Below are 24,388 nucleotides of genomic sequence, written 5' to 3'. Positions count from 1 at the left end.
CTGAATTCAGCCCCATAATCATCAAGTGCTAGAAACGCAAAAACCGATTAAAGATTTAATCGGTTTTTAACGCGGGTTAGTTTGTTACTCTATTTCTCATTCAGGTACGCCTCGAGCGAATCATCTAAAGCATCAATCCATGGCGTGTGGTGTACAGGTGACATAGTACCTGTCATCAAAGAGCGGTAGGCGTGGTTACGGAATCCCATGATGTCGTCTTTTTTATGGTGCTTCCATTCAAGGAATGTTTGGCGCACACCTTCAATATCAAAAGTCGGGTAATCCGTCGCTTCGATGAGCTCTAAAATATAGTCACCTTGGAAGGTGAACATTTCCTCGGCTGTTTCTAATGTCAGTTCACGTTCACGCCACATTTGGCTATGTTTCTGCATTTCTTCTTTGGTTTCTGGCATCTCAATGCGGCCCATAATGAGGTCGCGAACGTACCAAGCTTGGGCATCAAACATGTTGAATGTGTACCACTGGTCTTGCATGCCTAGGTAGAAAAGTTTTGGATTGCTTTCCCATGCAACGCCTTTATAAAGGTCAAGCGGCCATAAGCGGTTGTCTGTTTTAAGGCATAGTGATTCTGGTAAGAATGGGAAGTGATGAAGATAGCCGGTACATAAGATGATGGCGTCAATGTGTTTGGATGTGCCGTCTGCGAAAAAGGCCATGTCGCCATCTACTTTTTCCAGTAGAGGTTTTTCTTCCCAGTTGTCAGGCCATTTGAAGCCCATTGGCGCAGTACGGTAACAAGAGGTGATGCTTTTTACGCCATATTTGTAACATTGAGAACCGACATCTTCTGCTGAATAGCTGCTACCGACAATCAGGATGTCTTTGCCTTTGAATTCAAGTGCATCACGGAAATCATGGGCATGAAGAATGCGACCACCAAAACTTTCGAAACCAGGGAAATAAGGTGTTTTTGGTGTAGAAAAGTGGCCAGATGCAACCACTACGTGGTCAAAAATTTCAGAGTAAATGCTGTCTTTTGTGTGATCATGCACAGTCACTGTGAACAGTTCTGTTGCTTCATCAAAAGTGACACTACGAACCGCGGTATTAAAGCGAATGTATTTTCGAACATCGGCTTTTTCAACACGTCCTTTAATGTAATCCCATAAAACTTCACGAGGAGGATAAGACGCAATGGCTTTGCCGAAATGCTCTTCAAAACTGTAGTCAGCAAATTCAAGACATTCTTTTGGGCCGTTAGACCATAAGTAGCGATACATACTGCTATGAACAGGTTCACCGTTTTCATCAAGACCTGTTCGCCATGTGTAATTCCATTGTCCGCCCCAATCTTGTTGTTTTTCAAAGCAGACCATATCAGGGATGTTGGCACCTTTTGCCTGAGCAGATTGAAATGCGCGTAGTTGTGCTAAACCACTTGGACCGGCACCGATAATAGCAATACGTTTTGACATCTAATTCTCCTGATTTCTGTAAACTGTGTTGTATGAAAAATGGATATACCAACAGAGTAAGAATTATTTCGTAATGCTGAAATTCCTCATAAAGGATAAGTAAAAGTAGGTAGATGTGAGTAGTTTCTCGCACCTAACTGACTCTGTACTGACCTTTTCCCAAAATAAAACGCTTTTAATAAACTCCAATGACCCTAATTTAATGCACGAATAGCGAGCGTGATGCTTCTTTGTGCGCTACCCCTTGCTTGATCTGTGTTTTCTATGTTCATGACACTTGCAAAATAATGCCTTCGATACTCAGTACATCTCCGCTTTGAGAATAAATTCCTTGGCCTTTTTCAGTGACTCGATTGTAATGGCCATCAACATGACGCAGGCGATAGGACAAATCAAAGTAGCGTTGTTCTTGTATGGCGATTTGTACTTCTTCCCAGACGCTTTGCGCATCTTCTGGGTGAATTAAGTCGCCGAATGAAAACTGCGTCTGGTTGATCAACTGTTCTGGATGGTATCCCGTGAGTTCAAAGCAACCATCGCTGATGTATTCCATTGTCCATTTGGTGTTATTTAGGCCGCGATACAAAATAGCTGGCATGCGACTCACTAAGCCTGCCAGATTTCGATGGCCGGCCTTACGTATTTCATGTTGCTGCGTTTTCCTTGTGACATCACTCAATGTCATTGTGATAGGAAATATTTGCTGTGGATTGAGCTGCTGTAGTTGTGCTTCAAACCATTTTATTTCTTGATCTGGCGTGAGAATCCGTAGCGTGAGTTGGGTCGGAGTGAGCTTTTTTGGGATAGATTGAATCGCATCTCTCCATTTAGCTTGATCTTCAGGATGTATGTAATCGATGAATAGCGAATCGATAATATGCTTGGTACTGCGCTTGATCATATTCGACCAGCAGGTATTAAAATGCTGAATGCTGTAGTGATGATCCAACACTAAAATAGCATCGTTTAAGCTGTTTAAAACCACATCAGGTTCTTGGTAGCGTGATGCTTTTGCTTTTTTCTCTGAGGAAATAAGAAATCCAATCCGATCATAGGGTCACTCCGACTGGAAATTATGGCTGGCGTGAGCCCATGCAGCCAGTTCAAGTCTTGACCCTAAATTAAGCTTCCTTAATAGGTTTTTTACGTAGACTTTCACTGTTCCGTCACTGATGCCTAATTCACGGGCGATGAGCTTATTACTCATGCCTTGGGTAATTAACTGTAGGGTTTGTTTTTCGCGCTCAGTCAGTTCAAAGGCATCATCTTCATGGCTTACTGGTGAGGCGGTATTGTTCCCTTCGCTGATGTGTTTCGCCAGCATGGTGACGCCTGTTGCATCAATCGCAATGTCACCTTGCAGTACAGTTCCTAATTGACTGAGGATGGCGTCTGGGCTGGAGTCTTTTAGCAAATAACCATTTGCCCCAAGAGTAATGGCTTCAAATAACTCAGAGCTGTCTTCAGAAGCGGTAATAATGACGACTTTGAGTTGATTTTGCAGTGCTCGAACTTTTTTTAAGGTGTCGATGCCTGAGATTTTTGGCATGTGTAAATCGAGGAGCAGTAAGTCGATTTGAGTTGGGTAGGGCGACTTTAAAAACTCAAAACCATCATCATAATCTGCCATCACTTGAAAATCTGGGTGGCTATTTAATAGTTCTACAAGACCGCGTCGAAAAAGTGGATGGTCATCTAATACAACAACTTTTGTTGTTTCATGTCCTATCATTCGTTTACCTCCGGAAGACTCAGATCAATTCGAGTGCCTCCGCCTTGTCGTTTATTAATGGTAAGAGAGGCTGATATTTTTTCAGCCCGTTCGTGCATGATTCTGAGTCCGAAGCTGTCATGACGCTTTCCATTTTCTTGTATACCTTTTCCATTGTCTTCTACGCGGATCAAGATGCGGCCATCGTCCTGATGTTGGATCAGAACCCTGGCGTGGCTGGCTTGAGCGTGGCGTATGGTATTACTGAGTGCTTCACGGACAATGTAGAGCACTTGTCCATCATCTGGCGTGTGCAGATCACCTTTTAGGCGATTATCGAACTCGAAAACGATGCTGGAACGAAGTTCAAAATCTTCAATGGCGTTACTGATTAGCTTGATGAGGTTTTCCGACTCAAGCTTAGTGCGTGATGTGGTAATAATGTCTCGTGCCTGACGGTAAGCCAATTTCACTTGAGAGGCGATTTCTGCACTGGTGTCACTAATGGACGAACCTTCAAAATTCTGACATTCCTTTGCCAAACTGCAGGTTTTGATTCTTAGGTATCCTAATGTTTGAGCAAGTGTGTCGTGTAATTCAGCTGCATAATTGGCATTAATCTCATCAACAACACTTTGCATTTTGGTCTGTTGTTTATGCCAAGCACTTAAGCCTTTCTCTAGGGTGTAAATGACTTTTTCTAAATGAAACTGAATCTTTTCATCAGATGGTTTCTGACTGGCAAAGACCAAAGTGAGTAAAGTGCTTTCCTTGGTTGAAGGGGTATTTTTCCCATATTGAATAACACTAACGTGACTAGACAATGTTGATGTGTCTTTTGGTGAGGCTAGTCTATGTTGAAATATTACTTTGGGATGTTGCTTATTAATTTTACTTAGAATACTTGGTACAGAAGCCACACTTTTGGCAAATAGCCATTGGTTGTTCTGAGTTTTAGGGCTTAGCACAAAAACATCAGAATCCAGTTTTTCTCGAATGTAGCTTTGGATGTCTTTGAGTGCTGTGCGCAAGGTGTGGTCTATGTCATCACTTAAAGCAAGATCCAATATTAGGTGGTCAAAGCTTTCCATTGCTTCTTTTTTCTCTACTTTTACCTTTTTAGGGAAAAAAGTAGAGAAGCTATTATGCAGTAGCAAAGAGAGTGAATTAGGCATTGAGTACTCAACCGTTTCCAATGTGAACTGATCTTTGACCAAGCAGTTAGTGTGCCAAGTGGTTGCTTTTTATTGTGGGTATTGAAGCTTACTCCATTGGTCTTACTCCTTCCTGAGCATTGTGTGGCAAAGCACTATAGGTAAATATTTTTAACTGTTGAGAATAATTTAAGCGCGCGTTTCAGTGTATTGCAAAGCGCACCAAGATGATTCTTACATCTTTTTTAAGCATCATTTCAGGTCGATTCGAGAGCTGATGAACATACTATTGTTGGTAGGAAATAAAAGATGAATTTGCAGCAATGTCATCAAGATACACATGAAGCGGGCCCAATCAGAGAGCACAGAGTGATTGGGCAAAGCGCATTAAGGTTGCATGTTAAAGCAGGAGAATCACTTGAGATAAGCTCATTTGATGGGCTGCAAAGTTGTGAGTTATTGGTTTTAGCTCAGGACGGTCAGCCTAAAAAAATGCCTTACGATAGAGCTCCAGCAAAGCAGGCTCTTGCTCAAATGGAACAGAGTAATGCTTCATCTGAACGATTAATCGCGCAGTTAGACAGCTGGAATATCTCCTTAGATTTACTTCAGCAAGCCTATGCTTTTACGAGTAGCGAGTTGCCGACTTTATACTTTGATGAAGACGTCACTGTTGTCGTCTTGTGCTGTGGTGAGGATATGCTGGTTGATGAACAGAACCCCATCACTGAGCTGTTAGTGGCTCATCACTTGGTGAGTCAATCGGATTACTATGATTTGCCTGCGCCCCTTGCTGAACCAGTTCAGGACATCAGAGTGCCTCGATGTTCGGCGAGAAGCTACCTTGTGAAAAAAGGTGAGTGGATACAAATCATCGATGTAGAAGGGAAGCAATGTTCGGATTTTGTCGCTTTTGATTACGACGCTCTGCAACAGGGTCGAGAAGTGATCATTGATGCTGCTGGCACCCGAACAACAGATGGTCGCACAACCCCAACACCCGGGCTGCATTCTAAGTTTCAAGATGCTTATCAAAAGACTATGTTGGAACTGGTGCAAGATACGGTCGGCCGACATGACAGTTTTTTGTATGCCTGTAACTCGAAATTCTATGAAGATCATGGTGTTTTCGGTCATGTTAACTGCACAGACAACATTAACAATGCTGTATCTGAATATGGTGTGGCGCCTCGTTTTGGCTGGCCAGCCATTAATTTCTTCTTTAATACACAAGCGAGCAGCTGTGGCTTGATCACCTCACAAGAGCCATTTTCCTCTGCAGGAGATTATATTCTGCTGCGAGCGGCTCGTGATCTTTTGTGTGTATCAACCGCTTGTCCTGATGATATGGACCCAGCTAATGGTTGGAATCCAACGGATATACATGTTCGCGTTTACGACGCAGATTCTGAATTTCCACGCTCTATTGGGCATCGACTTACGCCACAGGAATTGACACGCATGACTAAGCAAACAGGCTTTCATCCTCGCATTGCCGCATTAACGAAACAGTTCACAGAATACAAAGGTTACTGGGTAGCCTCTCATTATGATAATTGGGGAGCAAAAACAGAGTACCTTGCTTGCCGAGAAAAAGTCGCCATGATCGACCTTTCTCCTTTGCGCAAGATGGAGATTCTAGGGCCAGACGCAGAAGCTTTTTTGCAGCTTGCCTTAACTCGAAATGTACGACGTATGTCGGTCAACGAAGTTGTGTATTCAGCAATGTGTCATGAAACGGGCGGCATGATAGATGATGGCACCTTGTTCCGATTAGGAGAGCAAGCGTTTCGTTGGATATGCGGTGATGCTTATAGCTTAGTTTGGTTGCGAGAGCTTGCGCAGAAAACAGGTCATCGAGTGACAATTCGTGAGTCTACAGACCAAATACACAATGTGGCGGTGCAAGGGCCGAACAGTCGAGCCTTGTTGGCGTCGTTGATCTGGACACCAGAACATCAAACCGAATTGACGGAGCTTAAATGGTTCCACTTTTTAGTTGGTAGATTGGGCGCTGAAGACGGTATTCCGTTAATGGTTTCTCGAACAGGTTACACAGGGGAATTGGGCTTTGAAGTTTGGTGTCACCCAAATGATGCTCCAGCTGTGTGGGATGCGATTTGGCAAGCGGGTCAGGAATTCGGCATTGCACCTATGGGATTCGACGCGCTGGATATGTTGCGTGTTGAAGCAGGGCTGATTTTTGCGGAACACGAATTTAATGCTGAGACGAACCCATTCGAAGCGGGCATCGGCTTTACTACACCATTGAAAACACAAGAGGAGGACTTTGTCGGTCGCAAAGCCATTGAATTACAAACACCAGCAAGTCGCCACCGATTGGTCGGCCTTTTTATCCATGATAACGATTTAGTGAGTCATGGGGATCAAGTATTTAATGGGCGATTCCCAGTGGGTGTGGTGACAAGCTCGATTTACTCGCCGTTGCTGAAAAAACAGATTGCCATGTGCCGTATGGCGCCCGGTTTTGTTGAACCGGGAACGGAAGTCGAGATAGGTCAATTGGATGGTCATAAAAAGCGTATTAAAGCAGAGGTAACGACTTTGCCATTTTATGATCCTGAGAGAACAAGAGTTCGAAGTTAAGCGTGAACTAGCGTTTACTCAACTCATTTACCACGCATATGTAGAGCTGCTTCTATTTTTGCGTTCTTACTTATTATTTGAAATGCCTGAGAAGTATTGTTTATGTCTGAATCAAAAGAGTTTGTGTTAAAAGCCACTTGTGATGCAACGAGCGGAATTGTTGCATCGGTTTCATCTTATTTGGCGGATCTTGGTTGCTATATATCGGAGATGCATCAATACGATGATGAAGAAAATAAGCGTTTCTTCATGCGTGCTGTGTGCCGTATTGAATCTGCCGAGACAACGCTTGATAAAGTTCGCGAAGGTTTTGATGCCAAAGTGCAGCCTTTCAACATGGAATGGGAGCTGTCCGATGCCGCTACACCAATGCGTGTGTTGTTGATGGTTAGTAAATTTGATCACTGTTTAGATGATTTGCTATATCGACACCGTAAAGGTGAATTGCCAATGGAGATTACTGCCATTGTGTCGAATCATAAAGACCTTCGTCCTATGGCAGAACGAGAAGGTATTCGCTTTGTTCATTTGCCAGTGAATAAAGAAAACAAACTTGAGCAAGAAGCAGCGTTAATGGCGATTGTTGAGGAAACGAAGACAGATTTAATCGTCCTTGCGCGTTATATGCAGATCTTGTCTGATGGTTTGTGTAAGCAACTTCATGGCCGAGCGATCAATATACATCACTCTTTCTTGCCAGGATTTAAAGGTGCAAAACCTTATCATCAAGCCCATGTTCGAGGTGTTAAGTTGATTGGTGCAACTGCCCATTATGTTACCTCTGATTTGGATGAAGGGCCGATCATTGAGCAATCAGTGCAGCCTGTAGATCATAGCTTCTCTCCAGAGCGTTTGGTTGCGGTTGGGCGAGACACGGAAACCGTGGCATTGGCAACGGCTGTGCGTTTACACCTTGAACACCGAGTGTTTATGTACGGCAATAAAACAGTCGTTTTCAAATAACGTAGAATCCTGCTCTTAAAAGGAAGAGGTGCTAATGCGCTCTTCCTTTTTCGTTTAAAGCTACAGGAAGTGACTTTGAAGGAATGTGTGATTGTTGGACGGTCACAGCTGACCGAGTGTATCGCCCAATTATTTATTTTAAATAAATAGTTGATCTAAAAGGAAGTTCGTATATAATGCGCTCCAAGTTTTGAGAGGCAATCTTGAAAAACTCACTACTTAAAAGCAGTAGTGCTTATGTAAATAAGCAAAAAGCTTAAATGTGTTGGAGTGGTAGTTCAGTTGGTTAGAATACCTGCCTGTCACGCAGGGGGTCGCGGGTTCGAGTCCCGTCCATTCCGCCATTTTCTTTACCTAAGTTAGTCACAGGTAAAGTCAGTTTATCTATATTCTTATATTTCCCCATATCGTCATAATTCTATTTTGTTTTTATTTTCTCTGTTATCTCCACATTCTGTTCTTTTGTGGAGTAATATTTGTTAAATATTGTATTCCTTTAGTCATACTTACTGGTAATATCATTCTATAGGCTTCTATAATGGAAGCGTATAACTGGTTTGATGATTAAAAAATAATTTTCCTAATAAAAATAACAATGGAGCTTATTATGACCACCTCAAAAGTTTTCTTTAAAGCGAGTCTCGTGGCAGCCTCTGTGGCTGTGGCGTCTTCAGCCAATTCGGCAGGTTTCGCTCTTAATGACCATAGTGCTACTGCATCTGGTACTGCTCTTGCAGGAGCGGCGGCTTCCGGTGCAGATATATCCTTTAGCTATTGGAACCCTGCCTTATTTCTAAATGCTACCGAAACAACGGTCTATGTCTCCGGCGCGTATGTTATGCCGAGTATGGAGGCAACAGTAACAGAAGCGACAAATGGCACGGATTTAACGGCAACTTCAGCGACTTCGTCTACAGATTCTGTTAACGATACGCTTGTTCCTTCAATTTATTTCGCTAAGCCTTTATCGGATAGTACTGTGGCCGGCATTTCTTTGAATGTGCCTTATGGTCTTTCTGGGGATTATGGTGACGAATGGGCTGGTCGTTTTCATGCGACAGAAACCAGTATTCAAGATATTGCATTGAGCTTTTCCTTAGCGCATCGCTTAAATGAAAAGCTTTCAGTTGGTGCCAGTGTGCAGCTACATCAAGCTGATGTGGTATTGGCGTCAGCCGTTGGTAATGCTTCTCTCCCTAACGGTGAGGGTGATGGTTATATTGAAGCCGATGCAACTGGTTATGGCTATAGTCTAGGGGCTTTATTTGAACCAGTTAAAGGGACTCGGATTGGTGTTGGTTATCGTAGCGAAGTGGATTTTGATTTTGAAGGGGATGTCACTTATACAAATGTAGATACCTTGAATAATTCTTATGGGCAGACATTATTTGATACCACGGTGTCAGACTCTTTAACTTTCCCTTCTGTTCTAACAATTAGTTTAGATCAAGAACTGACTAAAAAGCTTACTCTTGGTCTCACAGCAATGCGAACTGGCTGGGGCTCTATGGATGAGTTGAGAATTGATTTTGATAGTGATCAGGATGATTCTGTTCTTACCTTTGACTTTGAAGATCAGTGGTTTTATTCAGTGGGTTTGACTTATGACTATTCAGATAAGTTGATACTACGCACCGGTGTTGCTATTGATTATTCACCTGTGACGGATGAGTATCGTTCGGCTCGTACGCCAGATGGCGATCGTACTTGGTTGTCATTCGGCGGAACCTATAGCGTTAACGATATGACTTCTCTAACATTCGCTTATACACATGTGATGATTGACGATGTATCTGTGAGTCGAACCGCTGCAGGTGAGGATGAAAATCGTGGTAGCTTGGAAGCGGATTATGAATCCTCAGCTAATGTCTTCTCTTTGGCAATGAACATGTCGTTCTAGTTTTATAAGCAATACTTTCATAAAAAAAACCAGAGCTTGTTAAGTTCTGGTTTTTTTATGTTTAAATTAAGTTTGGTGAGGCGATTATACGAACTTAATAAACCATTCGAAGCTCTTTGGCTTTTTCGTGGTTTTTATTCGTCCAGTCTGACAAGGGAGATGGTTTACCAAAGTAATATCCCTGCAAAGTATGACAACCGAGAGCGATAAGCAGATTGGCTTGTTCTTTGGTTTCAATGCCTTCTGCAATGACTTTCATATCCAATGATTCTGCCAGTTGTATAGTCGACTTCACAATATCAAGATGACGTTGATCATTTGGTAATGGCGCAATGAAGCGTCGGTCTATTTTGAGTATGTTTGCTGGAATATCAACAAGCTGTCCGAGTGATGCTTGCCCTGTACCAAAGTCATCAATAGCAATCGAGAACCCGAACTGAGATAGGCTTCGTAAGCGCTTATGAATGAGTGGATTGGTCATAACATAGCTGGTTTCAGTGATTTCTAATTCCAGTAATTCACTAAGCCAAGGTTTGTCTGAAATTAAGCTCATTAATAAGGCGAAGAAGCTGTCATTCATTAGCTCTTGTCCTGCTAAATTGAAGGCAATTGGCGTATAAATATGTTCTTTATGCCATTCACTTAAAGTGCTAACTAACTCTGTTACTAGGTTCTCAGCAAGAAGAGGGAGCAGCCCTAACTTTTCTGCAATGCTAATGAATACAACAGGAGAAACGAATTGGTTGCCGTTTTTCCATCGTGCTAAAGCCTCAAATGAGCAAATTTGAGCATTTTGAGTGACTTGTGGTTGTAGCCATATTTTGATTTCTTTGTTTTTAATTGCAGAGCTGAGTTTTAAGCTAAGCTTGTGCTCCCCAATGAGTTTGCTTTCTAGATCGTAATTGTAATAAGAAAAGCGATCTGTACTGCTTGAATACTCAAGAGCCATTTCACAATGCTCTAGTAGTGTTTCTGCCGTTTTTCCATCTGTTTGGTAATAAGCGATGCCTACCTGATAGTCCATATTTAGACGGTTGCCATCAATGGATAGCTGCTTAGGCAGTACAGAGCGTATTAAAGTGGTAAGGTTTTTTTGTATTAAGTGAGTTTGATTTAATGGAATAAAACAAGCGAATTTAACCCCGCGTAATCGGCTGATGATAGCTTGTTCTGATAGATTTCCTTGCAGAGCCTTTGCAAAATTCAAAATGACTCTGTTGGCGTTGTCTTTGCCATATTGCTTGTTCAGCAGCTTAAATTGGCAAATACGTATAATAAACATCGCACCTGTAAGGTGAGTGTCTTTTGCGCTAATTCGTTCATTTACCTGACGGCAAAAGTTTCTATGGTTCGGAAGTCGAGTCAGTAAATCAAAATGCGTTAATCGACTGTTTGTCTGCTGCGTATACTCTAATTCTTGTTGTATCGCTCTTAACTCTGTTGTGTTTTGTAGATGTAAAACATAGTGGCCGTGTCTGTCTAGCGTTGCTCTTCGTACTTCAATGTGAGTTTCTGGATTGTGTTTGAGAGTGCATTGGGCAACATTCGATTGCCAGAAAAACTTTCCATTGTTGGCAACAGGAGACAGCCAATCTGATATTTTTGAATCTGAAAAGTTGGATATTTGATTATCTGTTAGTAGCTCACGAGACAATTGGTTTGCTTTTAAAAGCTTTCCATACTGATCGCAAAGCAATGTTGGGGTGCCTGTGTTTTCAAAAAACTCTTCATATAAAGCGTAGTTGTCATTCAGCTTTTGATAAAGAGATTGCATCTGTTTAGCGTTGTTTTCTAGGGTGTAAATGATCCTTGAAACAGCGAGAGGTAGGCCTAAATTAAGTGTGAAAAAGGTCAGTAGCTGGAAATAAAATGATGGTGTCGAGCTAATGTTGGTTTGAGCTAAATACTCGCTAACTATCAGATAAAACGGAAAAATATTAATCGCCATAGCCACAAGAGAAGCCCTAAAGCTAAAGAGCAATCTAGTGATTAAAGGCAGAGAGTACAATGAGATAATGGCGTATTTTTTCGCATCAATTTCATCGCTAAGAGTAAGTAATAAAAAGCTGCTTGTAATGAGTGTTAAAGTGAAGAGTACGGCCGTGACTTGAGTGTGCTTGGTACTTAAACCAATAAGGCCAATAAGTATCACAAGATAAATGCTATTGGTTCCGAGCATGATTCCTCCTTCCGAAGAGAAAAGAGAATGAAGCTCGGAAATAGCAAAAATGATAGTGGTAAGGGCGAGCAAAATTCTAAGCGCACTTTGCTGAAAGGGCTTATGGTTTTTGCCAAAGGGTTGATTGGAATCAACTAAAAAATAATTTTTAAGGAATGTAATAAACATTATCCAACTTCATAATGCTAAATAGGAAACTGCAGGTATTTGCAGCTTCCTATAGACATTACCTAAAAAGAGTACGCTTGACTACGCTAGTTTTGTGGTTTGTCTGAAAAACTAGGTAATGATTTGAGCTAAGTGGTTATCCCAGTGTTTTTCTTCGTGTTTTTCCAGTAAAGCAGCGTCACCATTAACAGGGTTGTGGCGAATAATATGGCCAGTACCACTGGTTAAAATGAATTCATGGGCTTTACCTGATGGCGCTAAACCACAAACATCGCGACAATTTTTGATGCCTAAGAATGTTTTGCTTTCTACTTCCCAATAAGCCACTAAGCCTCCACGAGGTGTACTGATTGCCAGCACTTTACCGCTTGAGTCAAAACATGCGCTGCCACAGTACTGTTTAAAGCGGATTCGAACAGGTTCTGGAATGGTTAAATATTCCATCTTATTGCTGTTGATATGAGACAAAGCAACAAGTGGAACGGGTTCCCAAATTTCACCCTGATATTGGAAGGCAAGTGCGACTAAGCCATCAGGGTTAACATCTAGATGTCGAATGCTCAGTTGATGATGGTTGGGATCATCATGGGTAAATGAGTTGATGACACTTCCGTCTTTTAATGACATATAGGTAACGTTTGGTTGCATTGTCTCCAAGTTCATTACGATACGGTCATTGTCAGGGTGTGTTCTTTGGCCGCCATTAGCAATTACAAGTACTTCATCGTTAAAGAACACAGCTTCGTGAGGACCAATACCATTGCTGTTATAGCTTTCTAAAACTTTTAAAGAAGGCCATTCACGAATGAAGGTTTTTCCTTGGCCTGAAGGGTAATGGTTTTCTTGAGTTATAAGCTTCTTTCCATCTGAAGTGAAAAGCGCATGGCCATAAAAATGATGGTCTTTCGTTGGTTCTAAGCGAGTGATTTTTTGCTGAGAAGTCATGTCAAAGAAATCAATGTAAAAACCAGGGCGACGAGCCACAATGCCAACAATGGCATTGCTTGGGTGAACCACAGGAGCGTGGGCTCGCTCTGGCAATTGAGCTTTCCAGAGTAAAGCGCCTTGGGTATCGAACAAACCAAAAAAGTGTTCTTTATCATTTAGAGAATAAGCTGAAGCATAAACAGCACCATGGTTACCCGCTGGTAGCAAGCTTGCCCAAGCAGGTGTTGTGGCTATTGCACTGCTTAATGCTAAAAATGCTCTTCTGGATAGCATGATTAGTCTCCGTCTCGGCTATTGAAGCCAATTTGAAAGCCTAGAGAGGTGACTAAGCTAGACAGGTAAGATTGGCTGCTAGAAATGGATTTCACTAAAGGTTTCGCAAGCGCAACTTTCTCTTCTTGTGGCATATCTGATTTAAAGAAATTGCTTGGCAGTTGCAAAGATAATTTAACGTTTTCAATTAGCTGCTGCTCTAGTTGATCTGCCACGACCGGATTACGTTGTTTGGCTATGTCAAATAAAGAAGGTGAACCTGAGTGATAAATTTCACGGTATGATTTCAAATTCTTTTGCATTGTCTGTAGCGACAAATCGCTGCGGTAGAACTCAGCTAACTTTAAGTTCTCGCGGCCATTATAACCAATTGGAGTTTCTAGTTTGGAGTCTTTGACCGCAGACATGTGCTCAATCCATTGCTGAAGAAATTGCTCTAGTGCAACTTCTTCTGGATCAAATCCCATGCCTTCTTCATCAAATACCCAATCTTGCGCTTTGCTTTCTTGCCATTGCTGTGCGACTGCTTTTGCGCTTTCTAGATGGTGATCTGCAACGCGCTCTAACAAACTACAATGACTGGTTGAATTCATTGGGTCGAAATCTGGGTGATAAAGAAGACTTTCAATAGCGGTTAAACCACGTACAGCGATACTGGCAGAAGTCCAAAACTTAGGTGCGTCCATGATGGATGGGTCGCCTTGGCTTAATGCTCTTAATTGACGTTGAGTAACGCCTTTTTTGTCTGGCCAATACTCAAAAGCGTAATAGCGCATGAAGTAGGTTACAGGGCCAAAGTTAAGCCATTGGACTTGTTGCCAATCTAAGGCGTTTTCTTTAAAGGCTTGTTGGGCCAAGTTGAGGTTTGTTTCTGAAGGAGAGACGCAAAATTCATGGCTGGACTTTTGTAGGGCTTCGGCAGAGATAGAGTAAGATTCATAGCCTTGTTTGACAACTTTATCGACTATGCCATTAAGAGGGCCTTCCCATTGGCCTGCCGATGCGATTAAGGGAAAGGTTACGCTAACGGCTAAAGCAACAAACTTCGGGAAATATTTCATTAAAGCGACTCCAAAAAGTAAATAAGTTTTTGTCGGTGTTCTTTAGTTAATTGTTTGTAAAACTGTTGACTCTGTTTTGCTTCTCCGCCATGCCATAGAATGGCTTCTTCTATTGTCCTTGCTCGTCCGTCGTGAAGGAAACCTTGTCTTCCAGAGACTTTATGAGATAAACCAATTCCCCATAACGGCGCTGTACGCCATTCGCTTGGTGTTGCGGAGAAACTTGGAAAACCGCTTGCTAATTCTGGTCCCATATCGTGCAGTAGCATGTCCGTGAAAGGATAGAATGTTCGGTTTTCAAGTGCTTCAAACGTTGCATGTTCACCAGTTTCCATTTTGGGGATATGGCAACTTGCACAACCTCCATTATCAAAGATTGTTTTTCCCTCTCTGAAAGTGGAGTCGCCAAGATTACGCATGGCGGGCGGTGAGGATAAAGAAACAAAAAGATCAACTAAATCCGATTGTTGCTTATCAACCTCTAGGTTACCCAAATGTTCACTGTTGCCATTTGGGCTTGCCATACACTCTTCTTGAAGTGTGGTGCAATCACCAGATGGAGCAGGGTGAATTGGAGTGGATAATCCCAAATCAATATTAAATGCTTGTTGGTTTTGAAAGCTAACACTTGGGGTAGAAGCTTTGTAGCCAAAGCGTCCAATTGTTTTCCCATTATTTCCGTCAGGGATCCAATTGATACGACCGCTAATACCGTCTTTATTTTTGTCATCAGGGTCAGCATTGGCTGCAATTGTAGCACCCGGAATATTATCCAATAAACCCATTCCAACCAGTGCTGGGGCAACCAAAAGGCTAATTCCAGTACTATCCTCTAAGTTTCCATAATTGAGAGCTGTCCAATGAAGCTTGGGTTTTCTTAACTCTACTTCTGTGCCGTCTGCTAGTGTTTCTATGCGAAGGTCATATGAGAGGTAATAGTCACCTTCAGGCTGAATTCCCTGAACGCTATGGCCTTGAAACTGACTGCCATAATGGCGGTCTCCAATCTTTGGATAAATAAAATCGGCTACCGGTGAGAGTTCTTCGTAAGCTCTTCCGAAACGAATTAAAAAGGAAGGTACTGAAGCTCCACTTATTCCTGCTGCAGGGGCGTGGCCTCGCCCGTTATTAATGTGGCAATTGTTGCAAGATCGAGTGTTATAGAGAGGGCCTAAACCATCGCTTGCTGTGGTTGAAGAAGGTGAAGGGACCCAAAATTTTTGAAAGACAGATTCTCCGATTTTGAAGTCGAGTTTATCTTCCAGCTTTATGCCTGAAATGGGATTTGAATAGGTGTTGGCAAAAGCGTCGTTCTGGAAATAAAAAAAGCTGGCAATGATGCCAGCTATACTAAAGTTTATTGCTTTTAACTTGTGTGTCATAAATAGACAAATACCATTAACTGACTAAATGACAGATCCTTCCATGCACCCCATTTAATTATTATGTAGGGGTTGCGGTATTATTCAAATACCGCGCTTGGGTTATCCAAACTATCAGAACCTTCTAAAGCGATACCTTGAAGGTCTAAGTGGTGGATGATCTCTTCAGTTACACGAGTTTCATCAACTAATGAATCAACAAATGTTTGAACCAATTGGTTGCCTGCGGTGTTGTTCATTGCAATCAACACATCGAATGTCTGGCCATGTTCAGCGGCTTCAACCATAGCTTGTGCTGCAGCTTCTGTTGTTTCCAACTTAGCTTTCATCTCAAGGTCTAGTGCAATGTCTTCTTGAGCAATCAGCTTAGATAGAGATGGGCCTTTAACCCAGCTGCCGTCTACACGCTTGTATTCACCTAAGTAAACATTTTTAATGCCTTGCGCATCATGGTAGTGAGACCAATGAGTATTATCAGAGAAGCAATCATGTTCTTCTTCTGGATCATGTAGCATCAAACCAAGTTTGGTTCTTTCGCCACCAAGCTCACCGTAAGCCAAGCTACCCATACCTGTTAGTATTGTTGCAAGACCTTCATCAGTAGATTGCTCTAGTAGAGCAACACGAGCTGCGCCGCCTTCTTTCCAGTTGTTTGCCATTTCTTCTAAATCAGAGATAAGCAAATCAGTAGCTGCCATTAGGTAATCACGACGACGGTCACAGTTTCCGTTTGTGCAGTTTTCTAGGTCGAAATCTGTGGCTGGGCGTTCACCGGCACCAGGATTAGTACCATGTAGATCTTGGCCCCAAAGTAAAAACTCAATTGCGTGGTAACCGCTTGCAACGTTCGCTTCAACACCATCTGCTTCTTGTAAAGTATTAGCAATCAAGTCTGGAGTGATGTTTGTTGTATCTACTGTTTGGCCGCCAATTGTTAGGCTAGTAGACGCAATAACATTTGCTGAATATAGAGGGTTCAAATCAGACTCAGAGCCATAGCTGTCTTGAGAAACGTAATCGATAAGACCTTCATCTAGTGGCCAAGCGTTTACTTTACCTTCCCAGTCATCAACGATGGCATTACCAAAACGGTAAACTTCACTTTGCTGGTAAGGTGCGCGAGCTGCAATCCAAGCAGTACGAGCAGCTTGCAAGTTGGCTTCTGTAGGCTTGTCTAGGAATGTATCGATTGTTGAACGTAAAGTCTTTGCTGTAGACAAAGAGTCACTGTAAATCGCTTCAGCAATATCAGCATAATGAACAACAACAGCATCCGCTGTTACTTTGCTAGACTCATTTTTTACTGCCGCTGGGCCACACGCTGTAAGCATTGCACCGGCAACGCAGATTGCGATAGGGGTTAACAATCGTTTCATGTTTCGAGCTCCAATATTAGTTTGTGAAATCATCATATTAGAAATGAAAACGATTATCAACGAAGCATTGCTTACATTCTTATCTTTTTTATTTCATTGTTTCTTTTCATATCGAGCGAATGAATTTAGTCGCATTGGTAATGAAATCGAGTGTTCGATGCGTTATGAAGGTTGTATTCGCATGCTTTGTCTCTCAGCAGGCTTTGCCCTTCCCAAGAAACGCTCATTGTAACTGGAGACTTATTTTTATAGCTTGGAATGAATCGGTAGGCAGCAATAACATCTATCGAGCTGTTTGGTCCAAGCTCAATTGATTGGCCTATTAAGCGTTGGCGTGTTTCTGTGTTGTATAGTGTGTAGTCAGTTGTGTATTCCTGATCACCATTTTCGTGAGTGAAGTTTAGCCAAATTTTACGATATGTTTTTACTTCTGCTGTTGGGTTACTTAGACGTAATTTCGTGTAGATGACTTGTGATCTAGATAGTGTTGATTGAGCATTGTTGCTTACTTTTAGAAAAGAGGCGCTTTCTTCTTGCCATGGCATGTTGGTTCCAAAAGAAGCATCAACTATTTGAATGGTTTGCTTAGAAAAATGCTTGCTTATGATATCAATGACGTCTTTTGCTGGCGCATACAAAGCAAGCGCTATAATTGCGACGAGTGTCACTTTGTGAGTTCTGCGAATAGGGGCTTTGATAGTGATCATAATCATATCCTTTAAAAACCAATATTTACTGTTTGTTTATACAGTACTGTATAATTATACAGTTTTTTTGTATAGATCTTTTTTGAAATATTTGCTGTTTTTTTGCATTGGCTCTTGCTTCTATTTGCTTTTTGTTTTCTGTAAATATTTTTTAATAAATGTTTGATTTTATTTATCTTATTGAATTAAAAGGAGTATTTTATGATTCCCACAGCCTTCTTAACGGATTTTGTGGACAATATTTTGTTTTTCGAATTGCTTGATGCTGTTTAGAGAAAAGCGTCGCAATCCAGTGTAAAAGTTAAACTGAGGCTCTATAATGCAGCCACATTTAAGTGATGAGGTAAGTTGTGGATAAAGTTGATGTTGTGGTGATTGGTGCTGGTGCTTCAGGTTTAATGTGTGCCGCGACCGCAGGCTATCGTGGTAAAAAAGTGCTGGTCTTGGATCATTCAAATAAGGCTGGAAAGAAAATCTTGATGTCCGGCGGAGGGCGTTGCAATTTTACTAATATAGATGCTGCCCCAAAACATTTCTTATCTGATAACCCTCATTTTTGTATTTCTGCACTTCGCCGCTTTTCATCACAAGACTTTGTTGATTTGGTTGATCGTCATGGACTTGAGTATGTTGAGAAAACGCCCGGCCAATTATTCTGTCAACATTCTGCAAAAGATTTACTGAGTATTTTGATGACTGAGTTGGAATGGTCTGGTGCTGAAATAAAGCTAAATACTAAGATTCATTCAATAGATTATCGAACTGATGACATTCTTGTGAGTACGTCTCAAGGGACTTTTGTTTGTCGTTCATTGGTTGTTGCAACAGGTGGTTTATCGATTCCTACAAAGGGTGCGACTGGCTTTGGTTATGATGTCGCTAAGCAAGTGGGGCACGAAATTTTACCAACTCGGGCAAGTTTGGTACCGATTACAGTGCAGCCGGACAGAAAGGCGCAATTTTCTGAACTATCAGGTATTGCTTGTGATATTGCCGCTTCTGCTGGCGGAACGACTTTTCAAGAACCGATGCTGTTTACTCATCGTGGGGTGAGTGGTCCATCAATACTTCAGATTACGAATTTCTGGCAGCCTGGAGAAGAGCTTTCAATTAATATTGCTCCTAATATGTCGCTAGATGATTTACTGGCTGTTCGCCAAAATACGCCTAAGAAAAGCTTTGAAAGTGTACTGTCTAATACGCTCCCAAAGCGCTTGGTTGAGCTGGTTAAAAAGGAGTTTACATGGTTAAACGAGCGCTCAGCACAAACATCGAATCAACAAATTGAATCCTTACATAACTATTTGACAGACTTTGATATTGCGCCAAACGGTACTGAGGGTTATCGAACTGCAGAAGTGACTCTTGGTGGTGTGAATACCAGTGAAGTGTCTTCAAAGACTTTTGAGTCTCAGAAGCAAAAAGGACTTTATTTTATTGGGGAAGTGCTTGATGTGACAGGCTGGCTCGGTGGCTATAACTTTCAATGGGCGTGGGCGAGTGGCTATTGTGCAGGTCAGTATGTTTGATTTGTGCTGGGAGTTTGAATGACTTCAAATATGGTAGTTCTTTAATGCTTCTAGCTTTGTAACGAAAGATACAATCCACGACAAACAGTAACAAAACTCCCTATCAATACCTGACTTAATCTTGGGTGAATTCCGTATTATGACTCCATAACCTAATGTTAGGCATTTTATTGAGGAGTTGTTATGCCATTAAAGATTTTATTAGTTGATGACAGTAAGGTAAGTCGCCTTGCTTTATCTAAAAGCTTAAAGCGACTGGATGACTCCCTTGAAATTAGTGAAGCGGCAAGCGCAGATGCAGCCGAGTTACTTTTACAGGAAAAGAGCATTGATCTTGCACTGATCGATTACAATATGCCGGATAGAAACGGTCTCGAATTGGCCGAAGTTTTGTTGAAGGATTACCCAAAAATAAAGCAGACGCTTGTTACAGCAAACATTCAGGACGCTATCAAAGATAGGGCTATCTCAATGGGAATCGATTTCATAGCAAAGCCAGCTAAGCCAGAAGAACTTGCTAAAGTTGTAGGTGTGTAAATGAGTGATTTTTTATCTGAAGATGAGTTTGACCTTGTCGTAGAGCTTGTCAATATTGGTGTCGGTAAGTCTGCAGCGTCCTTATCTCAGATAGCCAATGAAGAAGTCGTGTTAAAAGTCCCGATGCTAGAGTTTTTGTCGTTAGAAGAAGCGACGAATGCTTTCGAAGAAAGACTGCCTAATTCGTTGACAGGTGTCAGTCAGTCTTTTTCTGGCTTCTTCGCTGGTAAAGCAGCGTTGCTTTTTCCTGAATCTCGCAGCCTTGATCTTGTAAATGTCATGCTAGGAGAAGGCGATGAGCTTGATGTAGAGGTTGATGCTGAGCTGGAAGAAGAAGCTTTGTCTGAATTGGGAAATATTCTTTTAAATAATTGCTTATCGACTATCTCTAATATTCTTAATAAGCCATTAAGTACTATGCTTCCTGACACATTTAACACGCGCCCCAAATTGTTGATGGAGCAGCTTATTTCCAAAAGTGATTTGGAAGTAGTTGTTATGCTTTTGAAAATTGACTTTAGTTTGAAGAGCCGTGACTTGTCTGGTCATTTGGTGTTTGTTATCGACTTAACAGAAAATGGCACTTTCAAAAGCACGTTACAAGACTACCTTAAAGGTTTGGAAGAAGCGTAATGATGAAAGACCTGATACCGATTGATGTTTTGCTTTCATCATTTGGAAGTATAGAAGGCGGCATCATTATCCTTAGCCCAGAAGGTAAGATTGTATACCTCAATGACTGGGTTTTAGATCATGGTGTGATGCAAACAGAAGATTATTTGAATAAAACACTGGACGCTGTTTTTTTGGGGGATATCTCGGAGCAGCTTCTAGATTCTATTGATAATGCAATGAGCTCATCATTAAGTCGCATTCTTTCTCATAAAATTCATAAGAATATCTTGCCTTTGTATCGAAATAAGGAGGCTTCTGTTCGGTTGCCTCTTCATATCTCTACGCTGATTTCTCCGTTGAAAGATAAGGTCGGTATTCTTATTCGTATTGTTGATTATACGTCGCTAGTTAAAAGAGAAAAGCAGATTCGTGTGAACGAGTCTTTATTAACTATTGAGCGTAATTATTTCAAAAAAGCCTCGGATTTAAGTGTCAGTCTGGAAGGCTTTATCGCAAGCTTGATCGATGATATCTCTTGGAATGTGAGCTCTATATCTATTAAGTTCTCCTTCTTAAAAGAAGGGGAAGGGTTTCGCTATCCTAAAGATAATAATAGTGCGGTGCTTAAGCGTTGTGAGAAGCTCATACAGCATAAAGAGTTTGAAGGGGAGAGTCTTGCCGAAATGGTGGAGAGTCTAGGGAATGAATATAAAACGAATCTCTTTTTGGTGGATTTTTCAGATAAAAACATAAAAGGCGTTGTTGAGTTTGTGAAGAGCTCAGAGCACATCCTTGATGTAAGTTTTGGAAAAACAGTCACTAAAATCAGGGACCTTATTTCGAGCTTGATTGAGTGGAAAATGAGCTTTGAAAAGTTAAGCTACATGGCGAGCCATGATGAGCTTACGGGGCTGTTTAGCCGCTCTTTTCTGATGAAGAAGTTTGATGGATACAAGCGTGAGATGGATGCTGAAGGCTTGAAGGCTAGTGGTGTGGGGCTTTCTTTGTTTTTCGTTGATTTAAATAAATTTAAAGAGATTAATGATCAGTTTGGCCATCAGTTTGGCGATAAAGTACTTATTAAAATCTCTCAGCGTATAAAGAGTTGTTTGTCAGAAGATGACTCGGCTTTCAGGATTGGTGGAGATGAGTTTCTTGTTATTCGTAAGGAGGCCACTCCTGGTGATTATATTGAAACACTGAAGTCTAAAATATCGTCTCCTTTTCTATGTGATTCAGATGTTATCTCCATTTCAGCTTCAATTGGTCATGCTTGTTATCCTAATGATGGCCATAATCTCGATGAGTTGATTCATCTTGCAGATAAGGAAATGTATTCCGAAAAGTAGCTCCGGTGACTGTTGAGAGTGGTTTTTGTAGTGAGTTGAGAGTCCGCTAAGGCTATGTTGGCTTTTTCGAGTCATGCATGCGGCAATGATTAGGCTGCTTTTTATCAAAGTTTCTTTGCATCACAGAATTTTCTTCTATTACTAAATTGTGATTTTCATAGATCTATAGCAGTTGTTTGCTATCTTGTATTTGCTGTTGGATTGATTTTTTTGTATTATAATAGCATTAATAAGCACTAAGTTAATAAAAGCATACCGGGGCTTGCCAATGGTTAGGGCGAGTCGCGGTATGCTTTTATTATGCGCAAATTAAAATAAATACGAATTTAGTGATGGAGACGATGTACATGCAATCAGTATTATTTACGTGTGATGAGCTTAATTTATTGCAGGCTCAGGTCGGGCATTCCAGTTTGATGGGGAAAACCATAGCCGGCAATCAAGAACAAGTTGATGCATTTATGCGTTTGCCATTAGAAGTGCCTGGTCATGGTGAAGCTGGTGGCTACGAGCATAATCGCCATAAGCAAAACTACAAGTACATGCATTTGGCGGGTAACCTATTTCTTGTAACAAAAGAAAAAAAGTATGCCGACTTCGTCATCGAATTACTTTCTCTCTATGCCGATAAATACCTTACTTTCGGCTTCCACGTTCAAAAAAACACCAATCCTACCGGTCGATTATTTCACCAAATACTCAATGAACATTGCTGGTTGATGTTTAGTAGCTTGGCATATTCCTGCGTATCCCATGAAATGACAGAAGAACAGCGAAATCATATTGTTGATAAGTTGTTTGACCCTATGTTGGACATGTTTACTGTTAAATATGGTCATGACTTTGACCGTATTCATAATCACGGTATTTGGGCTGTCGCGGCAGTGGGTATTTGTGGTTTGGTAATCGGTAAGCGCGAATACCTAGATAAAGCGGTTTATGGCATGGCAAATAATGAAACAGGTGGTTTCCTTGCCCAAATTTCGCAGCTTTTCTCTCCAGCGGGCTATTACATTGAAGGCCCTTATTACCATCGTTATGCCATTTACCCAACTTGTGTTTTTGCTGAAATACTGCATCGTCATATGCCTGAAGTGGATATTTACGCATACAAAGATGGCGTTATCGGTCGAACGGTGAAAGCTTTGCTTGCTACAGCTTATCCAAACGGTAAGTTTCCAGCACTAAATGACGCTTCTCGTAGTATGGGAATTACAGACGCTGGCGTACAAGTGGCTGTTAGCGTATTGGCTGAGCATTATGGTTGCGACGAAAATATTGTTGGTATGGCTGAGCTTCAAGGTGAAGTTTGGTTGCATGCGTGTGGTTTGTCTCTATCGAATGAACATGAAAAAGCAGAAAAATCCGGTGATATCGTCGTTCCTTATTGGCCTAGTATCGAATTAAATGAAGGTGCAGAAGGTGATAAGGGGGCTCAAGGGTTCTTGCGTCTTCAAGGAGCAAATAACGATATCGCGCAATTGAACATGAACTATGGCCAACACGGCATGGGACATGGTCATTTTGATACGCTTGGCATCACATTTTTTAACCGTGGCCAAGAGGTATTGAAAGAATACGGCTTTGCTCGTTGGGTTAATGTTGAACCTAAATTTGGCGGCCGCTATTTGGATGAGAATAAATCCTACGCCCGTCAAACGATTGCACACAATATAGTGACAGTCGATCAGAAAACTCAAAACAATTTTGATGTAGATAAAGCAGACAGTGTTCACGGGATCCCGCACTTTTTTGTTGGTGACGATGAAACTTGTTTAGGCGTAAGTGCTTTTGCGAACGATCATTACGATGATGTGAAAATGCAACGAAGCGCGTTTTTGTTGAATGATGAACACTTTGAAGCGCCATTGTTGATTGATTTGTTCCGTTTAAAAACGGACACAGAGCATAGTTACGATTATTCCCATCAATATGCAGGTCAAATTGTCAGAACGAACTTCACTTATACATCATGCGCTGAATTAGAGCCATTAGGCGCAGACAATGGTTACCAGCATTTATGGAAGCTAGCTTCTGGCAGTGCGCCAGAAAGTGCTCTAGTGAGTTGGTTGCAAGGTAATGCGTATTACTCTTGGTTGGGTACAAGCTCAAATAAATCCAATGAAGTGATTTTCACGACTGTCGGCGCTGCGGATCCTAGCTTCAATTTACGAAATGATTCTGGCTTTACACTACGTAGTCAAGGCGGCACCACTTTATTTGCGTCTGTTTTGGAAACTCATGGCTATTTCAATGAAGAGTTTGAGCAATCAACAAATGCTCGAGGCAAGATTTCAAACATTAAAGTGATTGGCCATAACGACTTGGGCTCTGTTGTTGAGATTACATCCAATGATGCAATCTTTATCTTGATGGTGAGTAACCAACTAGATTGCCAAGAAAGTACTGAGCACCAGCTTGAATTTGGTGGCGCTGAATATCGTTGGACAGGGTTCTATTCATTAAACATCTGTCCAGCTGAAGGAGAATAAG

The 24,388-nt window shown here is 41.5% G+C and carries 18 protein-coding genes and 1 tRNA gene; 9 read left to right on the top strand and 10 right to left on the bottom strand.

Going from position 1 to position 24,388, the window contains the following annotated elements; all coding sequences use genetic code 11:
* Positions 1 to 89 precede the first annotated feature (89 nt).
* The 4 genes from AC0L46_RS01715 to AC0L46_RS01700 form a co-directional block, all read right to left on the bottom strand.
* Positions 90 to 1,436 carry a flavin-containing monooxygenase gene (locus AC0L46_RS01715; protein WP_473505314.1) on the bottom strand — a complete coding sequence of 449 codons (1,347 nt, stop codon included), beginning with the start codon at positions 1,434 to 1,436 and terminating at the stop codon, positions 90 to 92.
* A 268-nt stretch (positions 1,437 to 1,704) separates the two neighbouring features.
* Positions 1,705 to 2,421 (bottom strand): PAS domain-containing protein, encoded by a 717-nt coding sequence (locus tag AC0L46_RS01710; RefSeq protein WP_473505312.1) that lies wholly within the window; start codon positions 2,419 to 2,421, stop codon positions 1,705 to 1,707.
* A 72-nt stretch (positions 2,422 to 2,493) separates the two neighbouring features.
* On the bottom strand, positions 2,494 to 3,168 hold the full coding sequence (locus tag AC0L46_RS01705) for a response regulator (protein ID WP_473505310.1): 675 nt from the start codon (positions 3,166 to 3,168) through the stop codon (positions 2,494 to 2,496).
* Entirely contained in the window at positions 3,165 to 4,322 is a 1,158-nt protein-coding gene (locus AC0L46_RS01700) for a sensor histidine kinase (protein WP_473505307.1), read from the bottom strand. The genes AC0L46_RS01705 and AC0L46_RS01700 overlap by 4 nt, the downstream gene beginning before the upstream one ends.
* Before the next feature lie 288 nt (positions 4,323 to 4,610).
* Here AC0L46_RS01700 and AC0L46_RS01695 point away from each other — a divergent pair, with 288 nt between their 5' ends.
* The 4 genes from AC0L46_RS01695 to AC0L46_RS01680 all read left to right on the top strand — a co-directional run bounded on the left by AC0L46_RS01695 (position 4,611) and on the right by AC0L46_RS01680 (position 9,771).
* Positions 4,611 to 6,908, top strand: a complete 2,298-nt coding sequence (locus tag AC0L46_RS01695) for a DUF1989 domain-containing protein (RefSeq protein WP_473505305.1) — start codon at positions 4,611 to 4,613, stop codon at positions 6,906 to 6,908.
* A gap of 102 nt (positions 6,909 to 7,010) precedes the next feature.
* Positions 7,011 to 7,871 (top strand): formyltetrahydrofolate deformylase, encoded by an 861-nt coding sequence (gene purU, locus AC0L46_RS01690; protein WP_414682028.1) that lies wholly within the window; start codon positions 7,011 to 7,013, stop codon positions 7,869 to 7,871.
* A gap of 267 nt (positions 7,872 to 8,138) precedes the next feature.
* Positions 8,139 to 8,215 (top strand) — tRNA-Asp (locus tag AC0L46_RS01685).
* A gap of 263 nt (positions 8,216 to 8,478) precedes the next feature.
* The gene (locus AC0L46_RS01680) at positions 8,479 to 9,771 is read left to right on the top strand and encodes an OmpP1/FadL family transporter (protein ID WP_473505303.1); all 1,293 of its coding nucleotides are present in this window, start codon (positions 8,479 to 8,481) and stop codon (positions 9,769 to 9,771) included.
* Between the two features lie 94 nt (positions 9,772 to 9,865).
* Here the strand turns inward: AC0L46_RS01680 and AC0L46_RS01675 are convergent, their stop codons facing one another.
* From AC0L46_RS01675 to AC0L46_RS01650, 6 genes are all read right to left on the bottom strand, one after another.
* Positions 9,866 to 11,950 carry an EAL domain-containing protein gene (locus tag AC0L46_RS01675; protein ID WP_473505301.1) on the bottom strand — a complete coding sequence of 695 codons (2,085 nt, stop codon included), beginning with the start codon at positions 11,948 to 11,950 and terminating at the stop codon, positions 9,866 to 9,868.
* Positions 11,951 to 12,229: 279 nt separating this feature from the next.
* Positions 12,230 to 13,339, bottom strand: coding sequence for a DUF1513 domain-containing protein (locus tag AC0L46_RS01670; protein WP_473505299.1), 1,110 nt, complete (start codon positions 13,337 to 13,339; stop codon positions 12,230 to 12,232).
* A 2-nt stretch (positions 13,340 to 13,341) separates the two neighbouring features.
* Positions 13,342 to 14,400: an imelysin family protein gene (locus tag AC0L46_RS01665; RefSeq protein WP_473505297.1), complete on the bottom strand. Its 1,059-nt coding sequence runs from the start codon at positions 14,398 to 14,400 to the stop codon at positions 13,342 to 13,344.
* The gene (locus AC0L46_RS01660; protein WP_473505296.1) at positions 14,400 to 15,782 is read right to left on the bottom strand and encodes a di-heme oxidoreductase family protein; all 1,383 of its coding nucleotides are present in this window, start codon (positions 15,780 to 15,782) and stop codon (positions 14,400 to 14,402) included. Before AC0L46_RS01660 ends, AC0L46_RS01665 begins: the two co-directional genes overlap by 1 nt.
* An 80-nt stretch (positions 15,783 to 15,862) precedes the next feature.
* The gene (locus AC0L46_RS01655; RefSeq protein ID WP_473505294.1) at positions 15,863 to 17,158 is read right to left on the bottom strand and encodes an imelysin family protein; all 1,296 of its coding nucleotides are present in this window, start codon (positions 17,156 to 17,158) and stop codon (positions 15,863 to 15,865) included.
* A 125-nt stretch (positions 17,159 to 17,283) separates the two neighbouring features.
* A complete protein-coding gene (locus AC0L46_RS01650) occupies positions 17,284 to 17,865 on the bottom strand; it encodes a hypothetical protein (RefSeq protein WP_473505292.1) in 582 nt (193 codons plus the stop codon).
* Positions 17,866 to 18,263: 398 nt separating this feature from the next.
* Here AC0L46_RS01650 and AC0L46_RS01645 point away from each other — a divergent pair, with 398 nt between their 5' ends.
* The 5 genes from AC0L46_RS01645 to AC0L46_RS01625 all read left to right on the top strand — a co-directional run bounded on the left by AC0L46_RS01645 (position 18,264) and on the right by AC0L46_RS01625 (position 24,387).
* Complete coding sequence (locus AC0L46_RS01645) at positions 18,264 to 19,394, top strand: BaiN/RdsA family NAD(P)/FAD-dependent oxidoreductase (protein WP_473507083.1); 1,131 nt, start codon at positions 18,264 to 18,266, stop codon at positions 19,392 to 19,394.
* Positions 19,395 to 19,577: 183 nt separating this feature from the next.
* A complete protein-coding gene (locus AC0L46_RS01640; RefSeq protein ID WP_414682038.1) occupies positions 19,578 to 19,931 on the top strand; it encodes a response regulator in 354 nt (117 codons plus the stop codon).
* Positions 19,932 to 20,564, top strand: a complete 633-nt coding sequence (locus tag AC0L46_RS01635; RefSeq protein ID WP_414682039.1) for a hypothetical protein — start codon at positions 19,932 to 19,934, stop codon at positions 20,562 to 20,564.
* A gap of 128 nt (positions 20,565 to 20,692) precedes the next feature.
* Complete coding sequence (locus tag AC0L46_RS01630) at positions 20,693 to 21,895, top strand: GGDEF domain-containing protein (protein ID WP_473507081.1); 1,203 nt, start codon at positions 20,693 to 20,695, stop codon at positions 21,893 to 21,895.
* 347 nt (positions 21,896 to 22,242) lie between these two features.
* Positions 22,243 to 24,387, top strand: a complete 2,145-nt coding sequence (locus AC0L46_RS01625) for a heparinase II/III domain-containing protein (protein WP_473505289.1) — start codon at positions 22,243 to 22,245, stop codon at positions 24,385 to 24,387.
* Position 24,388: the final 1 nt, after the last annotated feature.

The organism is Marinomonas sp. 15G6-16 (assembly GCF_055809555.1).
Note: the sequence above shows the minus strand (reverse complement) of the source record. Positions and strands in the feature narration are given on the sequence as shown.